The 6,456-nt window shown below is 49.8% G+C and carries 5 protein-coding genes; all 5 read left to right on the top strand.

Features of this window, described 5'->3' with window-relative positions; all coding sequences use genetic code 11:
• Positions 1-33: 33 nt before the first annotated feature.
• The 5 genes from nadB (at position 34) to GKZ89_RS06230 (ending at position 6,225) form a co-directional block, all read left to right on the top strand.
• On the top strand, positions 34-1,563 hold the full coding sequence (nadB, locus tag GKZ89_RS06210; protein ID WP_155111527.1) for an L-aspartate oxidase: 1,530 nt from the start codon (positions 34-36) through the stop codon (positions 1,561-1,563).
• Entirely contained in the window at positions 1,560-2,414 is an 855-nt protein-coding gene (gene nadC, locus GKZ89_RS06215) for a carboxylating nicotinate-nucleotide diphosphorylase (protein WP_155111528.1), read from the top strand. The genes nadB and nadC overlap by 4 nt, the downstream gene beginning before the upstream one ends.
• Entirely contained in the window at positions 2,404-3,507 is a 1,104-nt protein-coding gene (nadA, locus tag GKZ89_RS06220) for a quinolinate synthase NadA (RefSeq protein WP_155111529.1), read from the top strand. The genes nadC and nadA overlap by 11 nt, the downstream gene beginning before the upstream one ends.
• A 368-nt stretch (positions 3,508-3,875) precedes the next feature.
• Positions 3,876-5,426, top strand: coding sequence for a SafA/ExsA family spore coat assembly protein (gene safA, locus GKZ89_RS06225; RefSeq protein ID WP_155111530.1), 1,551 nt, complete (start codon positions 3,876-3,878; stop codon positions 5,424-5,426).
• 178 nt (positions 5,427-5,604) lie between these two features.
• Positions 5,605-6,225: a YhcN/YlaJ family sporulation lipoprotein gene (locus tag GKZ89_RS06230; protein ID WP_155111531.1), complete on the top strand. Its 621-nt coding sequence runs from the start codon at positions 5,605-5,607 to the stop codon at positions 6,223-6,225.
• Positions 6,226-6,456: the final 231 nt, after the last annotated feature.

Consider the following 6,456-nt stretch of genomic DNA (forward strand, 5'->3'; position numbering starts at 1 on the left):
GTGTCAAGACACATGTAAAGCAAGGTGAAAAAAATGCCGCAAACAGACGTTGTGATAGTCGGAAGCGGAATCGCTGCATTGGCAGTGGCTTATTATATTTGTGAAGAACTGAACGTAGTTATGCTGACAAAAGGCCGTGTACAGGACGGAAATTCAGCTATGGCCCAGGGCGGGATTGCAGGGGCCCTTGCAAAAGAAGATTCATGGCGGCTTCATGGTGAAGACACGGTTCTTGCAGGTGACGGCCATACCGATAGAGAGGCAGCGATGCAGCTTGCCAAAGAAGGAAAAGAGCTTTTGCTTCACCTGCTTCAAGATGGGCTTCCGGCAGACCGGGATGTGGATGGATCGCTCAAACTGGGGATGGAAGGGGCGCACCGCTTGCACCGGATCGTTCACTCCGGCGGCGATGAATCCGGGAGGATGACGGTTCAATTTTTGCTGGAAAAAATCCGCCATAAAGTAAAAATCATTGAGCACACAATGGTGACGGAGATCTTGGTTGAAAATGGGGTCTGCTATGGAGTCCGCACACTTGGGAGGGATGGCAGGCATGCTGAACTGACAGCCGGTGCGGTGGTCCTTGCTGCGGGAGGGTGCGGAAAGCTCTATGCCCATACCTCCAACCATCCTTCCTCAACCGGTGATGGACCCGCTCTCGCATATAGAGCAGGTGCGAGGCTTGCAGATATGGAATTTGTCCAGTTTCATCCGACGATGCTTGTGAAAGACGGCCATGTAAAGGGGCTTATTTCAGAAGCGGTAAGAGGCGAGGGAGCGTTCCTTCAGGACAGCAGCGGGGAGCGAATCATGGAGAAGGCTCATCCCCTGAAGGATCTTGCTCCGAGAGACATCGTTTCCAGGGAAATATTCAGGCGGCTTCAAGCAGGGGAAAGCACCTTTCTAAATATCCGGTCGATTCGTTCTTTTGACAAGAGATTTCCCGGCATTGCTTCTCTTTGCAGAAATCATGGAATTTCTCTTGAGCATGGACTGATTCCGGTTAAGCCGGGCATGCATTTTTTTATGGGAGGCGTGAAAACCGGCAGCCGCGGCCAAACGAGCCTCAGACGCTTGTATGCAGCGGGTGAGAGTGCCTGCACAGGCGTGCATGGGGCAAACCGGCTTGCGAGCAATTCGCTGCTGGAAGGTCTCGTTTTTGGAAGAAGAATCGCAGCTGAGCTGAAGAACGTAAAACAGGCAGAGAAAACATCCGTCCCGGGGAGAACCCTCATAAAAGCCTATTCCGTAAGCCGGCTGGAACTTGAAGAAATGATGGAGGCATACGCAGGCATCGAAAGGTCGGGAGAGGGGCTGCGGCGCCTGACAGACTGGTTCCGGAGCCTGACTTATAGAGAGGCCGATTCCGGCAGCTTAACCTGGGAGGAGATCGAGCTTTCCAACATGGTAACGGCCGCCGGAATGATCGCGTTCTCTGCACTGGAAAGAGAAGAGAGCAGAGGAGGCCATTACCGCTCAGACTTCCCGGTGAAACGGGAGGAGTGGCTCCGGAAAGAGATTATTTGGGAACGTGTGAAAAAACGTTTAGAGGTGACAGGATGAACCGGCTAAAAGTGGAACAGAAAATCAGAGAATTTTTACTTGAGGATTTGGGGGACCGTGATGCGACATCAGAAGCGATCTTTTCTGATGATGCAAAAGGAGAGGCTGTCATTTATGCAAAGGAAACTGGGGTTTTTGCTGGAGAAGCGGTGCTTACATGCGCTTTTTCCATGCTGGACCCGAGCGCTGAAATAACCGTTTTTAAGAAGGATGGCGAAACAATCGAAAAAGGAGAAGCTGCCGCTGCTGTCAAAGCGACCATCCGCTCCATTCTTGGTGCAGAGCGTACAGCCCTTAACCTGCTGCAGCGGATGAGCGGTATTGCAACGATGACCTCTGAAGCGGTTAAAAAGCTGGACAGTCCTGAGACGGCAATATGCGATACCCGGAAAACAGCTCCGGGCCTCAGGATGTTTGATAAATATGCTGTGAGATGCGGGGGAGGAAGCAATCACCGCTTCGGGCTTCATGATGCCATCATGATCAAAGATAATCATATTTCTTTTGCAGGCAGCATCCGTAAGGCGGTTGCTATGGCTAGGAGGTCAGCAGGTCACGCTGTAAAGATCGAAGTGGAAATCGAAACCGAAGAACAGCTTCTGGAAGCGATCGAAGCGAAAGCAGATATTATTATGTTTGACAACCGGACGCCCGCGGAGGTTAAAAGGTTTGCAGAGCTCACACCATCCCCGTTCATAACGGAAGCATCGGGGGGAATCGACGTGGACAATATTTCAATGTACCGCGGGACGGGGGTACAGTATATTTCACTCGGCTGCCTCACCCATTCAGTCCGGGCTCTGGATTTCAGCTTACTGATGAAACAGGAGGAAACAAAACATGGCGTCTAATCTGCTTCTTGGAGGAGCTTTATCCCTTTTGCCCGAGCATTACAGGTCGATGGAAGTGACGGAAATGGAAGATCGGATCCGGGAGATTAAGCAGCGTTTCGGGAAAAAACTTTTTATTCCCGGCCATCATTATCAAAAAGATGAAGTGATACAGTTCTCCGATTGCACGGGAGATTCTTTGCAGCTTGCGCAGGCTGCTGCTGAAAACAAAGAAGCAGAGCACATTGTTTTTTGCGGTGTGCATTTTATGGCTGAAACAGCAGATATGCTTACAGGCAGTGATCAGCACGTATATCTGCCGGATATGAGAGCCGGCTGCTCCATGGCGGATATGGCAAATATTCAGCAGACTGAACGGGCATGGAAGCGTCTGACCGAACAGTTTGGCGATACGATCATCCCGCTCACCTACGTCAATTCCACAGCAGCCATAAAAGCCTTTGTCGGGCGTAATGGCGGGGCGGCTGTTACATCATCGAATGCGAGACGCATTGTTCAATGGGCTCTCAGCCAAAAGAAAAAGATCCTTTTCCTGCCGGATCAGCATCTTGGACGGAACACAGCCTTTGATCTTGGGATTCCGCTTAAGGATATGGCCGTTTGGAACCCGCAGGAGGAGATGCTCGAGCATGAGGGGGCAGCGGACCATTTACGGATCCTGCTTTGGAAAGGCCATTGCTCGGTTCATGAAAAATTCACAGTGAAAAATATTGACCATATCCGGAAGACGAAACCGGATATGAAAATTATCGTCCATCCGGAATGCACGCATGAGGTCGTCCAGCTCTCGGATCTCGCTGGCTCGACGAAATACATCATCGAACAGATCACCGCCGCTGCCCCGGGTACGAAGTGGGCAGTAGGGACAGAGATGAATCTTGTTAACCGCCTGATCCAGGCGAATCCGGACAAAGAAGTGATTTCACTAAATCCATATATGTGTCCGTGCCTGACTATGAACCGGATTGATCTCCCGCATTTGCTCTGGTCTCTCGAAGCGCTGGAGAGCGGAGCAGGAGTGAACCGTATTTCAGTTGACCCAGACATAACAGAGCAGGCCGTTCTGGCACTTGACCGGATGCTGTCCATCTAAATAAAAGGCCGTTCTGATTCAAACCCTCTTGGATAAAATCCCGGGGGTTTTTTCTGCTGCAAAAATGAGATGAAAGGTGCGGTCCGGAAAAAAATCCGCACGTATCTTGCCGGTAGAGCCCATGGGATCGCGGTGCATAACCCGGCTTCTCTGGTGGAGGAACGGGGGCATTTGTGGAATTATTTTTCAAAAAGTGGCACATATATCACGGTTTTTGCGTTTTATAATAGGGAAGTTTCAGGAGGGAGAACAGGCGCGCATTTTCAAAAGGCATATTCGCCCCGGTTTATGCATAACTTGTGGTGAAGAATAACGGCAATTTGCCTGTATGTTTTTCCTGTACAGTTAATGCATAGGAGGGGGAACCTTTGAAAATCCATATCGTTCAAAAAGGGGATACATTGTGGAATATCTCAAAAAAATACGGAGCCGATTTTGAAGAACTGAAAAAGATGAACTCCCAATTAAGCAACCCGGACTCCATAATGCCCGGAATGAAAATTAAAGTACCTTCGGGAAGCGTCCCTGTTAAAAAAGAAGCTCAAGTTAATTTTAACGCAAAGAAAGAAATGCAGATGCCTGCAAAAGAACAGCCGAAAAAAGAGGTTCAGGCAGCAGAGGAGCCGAAAAAAGAGAAACCTGTTACTCCTTTTATGCCGAAGATGCCGAATATCCCGCAGCCTGTTTACCCTGAAATGGATATTAACAATTATTATATGGTGAACATGTCCTTGCCTCCAAAGCAGCCAAAGCTTCCTGAGAAAAAGGCGAATGTAATGCCGGAGATGAAAAAGCCGGCCAATGTCATGCCTGAATTGAAAAAGCCGGCCAATGTCATGCCGGAAATGACAAAACCCGCAGAAAAGCCGAAAGAGAAGACTGCTGGAAAGCAGGAGGCGCAAAAGGCAGTTTCACCAGCCATGAAAGAGGAGGCAACAAAGAAAATGGAGAAAATGCCGAACATGCCTTATTCTGCTCCTTCTGGAGTAGCAGGAGCAATGCAGCCATCCATGCAGCAGCCGATGTACGGCGGCCCTGGATATGGAATGCAGGCTCCGATGCAAGGATATGGCTATCCTATGCATCATCACCATCACTGTCCGCCGCCGCCGATGCCATATTGGTGCTATCCTTCACCGCCAATGATGCCATACGGTGTAGCGGGAGCAATGGATGAAAACATGCCGAATGTGATGGGCGCCATGGATGAAAATATGCCGAACGTGATGGGTGCGATGTCCCCGAACATGCCGAACGTAATGGGTGCGATGTCTCCGAACACGCCAAACGTGATGGGCGCATTCGAGAACCAGCCAAACGTAATGGGTGCGATGTCTCCGAATATGCCAAACGTGATGGGTGCATTCGAGAACCAGCCGAACGTGATGGGTGCGATGTCCCCGAACATGTCGAATATGCCGAACGTGATGGGTGCATTCGAGAACCAGCCAAATGTGATGGGTGCGATGTCTCCGAACATGCCGAACGTAATGGGTGCGATGTCTCCAAACATGCCAAACGTGATGGGTGCCATGGATGAAAACATGCCGAACGTGATGGGTGCTCAGAGCATGATGCCGCAAATGATGCCGCAGGGATATTCCCCATACCCGCCTGGATGCACTCCGATTTCCCCGGTAATGCCTGGTTCCGGATTCGGTCCCGGTGTGATGGGTGCGATGTCTCCGAACATGCCGAACGTGATGGGCGCGATGTCTCCGAACATGCCAAACGTGATGGGTGCCATGGAAGAAAATATGCCGAACGTAATGGGTGCCCAAAGCGGAAAAGGCCAGCCGCAGATGCAGGCAGGAGCTTACGGCCAGGATTGCGGATGCGGCCAGCCTTCTTACGGAATGCAGCCCGGATATGGCGGAATGTTTGGACGTCCGGACTTTTACAATACAGAAGAAGATTAATGATCACGCAGGAGGCGACTCACAATCGTCTCTTTTTTTGTTCAGGTTAAGATCATAGCTCTGGAAACCGGTCCATCTGACTGGAGGGAACTGTCAACATGAAAACTCCTTCTCCTGCACACTATAATCAGGAGCACATGTGCTCAGGATGGTCAAATAAGGGCAGGGGGTTGTCATTTTGATAAAAAAAACGATCCAATACGGTTCTGCGGTTTTGCTTACAGGAATGCTTGCCGGCTGTAATTCAGGCGGCAATGACAATGCCACGAACTACAACGACAACATGCAGCCAGTAGGCATGTACTCAAACGAACATGACGGAAAAGGCCGCGATCATGCAGATAATGACGGGCCGATTACCGAGATGATGGATGGGGACCGCAATGACCGCCCAAACAGAATGACCAACGATAATGGTCCGGTTCCAGTAGCAGATGAGAACGGCTACTACTCGAATGATGACCAGAAAATTGCTGACAGAGTGGCAAAAAAAGTATCAGACATGAAAAATGTGGATGATGCGAGAACCGTCGTAACCGATGACAACGTGATCGTTGCAGTGGATACAAATGATAAAAACAACAAAAGTGTCAAAAATGCCATCGTTAAGGAAACAAGAGAGCTTGCAGAGGGCAGAAACGTCGATGTGTTTACGGATGAAGGATCGTTCAACCGCATCAAACAAATCGACACGAACATCCGGAACGACAAACCCCGCGAAACGATTGATGCCGATATTCGAGATTTTATGAAAAATACCGGCAAAACCATTCAGCGCACGCTCAACCCGAACGAGTAATTTCAGCCAGGGATTTTTCCCTGGTTTTTATTCTGTTTATCATTAAAGGCGAGAAGACCCCCACCTCAAGGAATGAGAAGGGCGCAGCCCAATGAGTAGGTGGGGGATGAATCGCCTTCGGACAAGAGATAGCTTTAGCTATCTCTTGTCCGATTGTTCAAGTGCTACTTGCAATAGATGAAAAATAGCTTGTGTACGAGTGCCAAAGCCCTTTTCCTCTTTGAATCTGTC

This window comes from Metabacillus mangrovi (assembly GCF_009711125.1).
GTDB classification, from domain to species: Bacteria; Bacillota; Bacilli; order Bacillales; family Bacillaceae; genus Metabacillus_B; species Metabacillus_B mangrovi.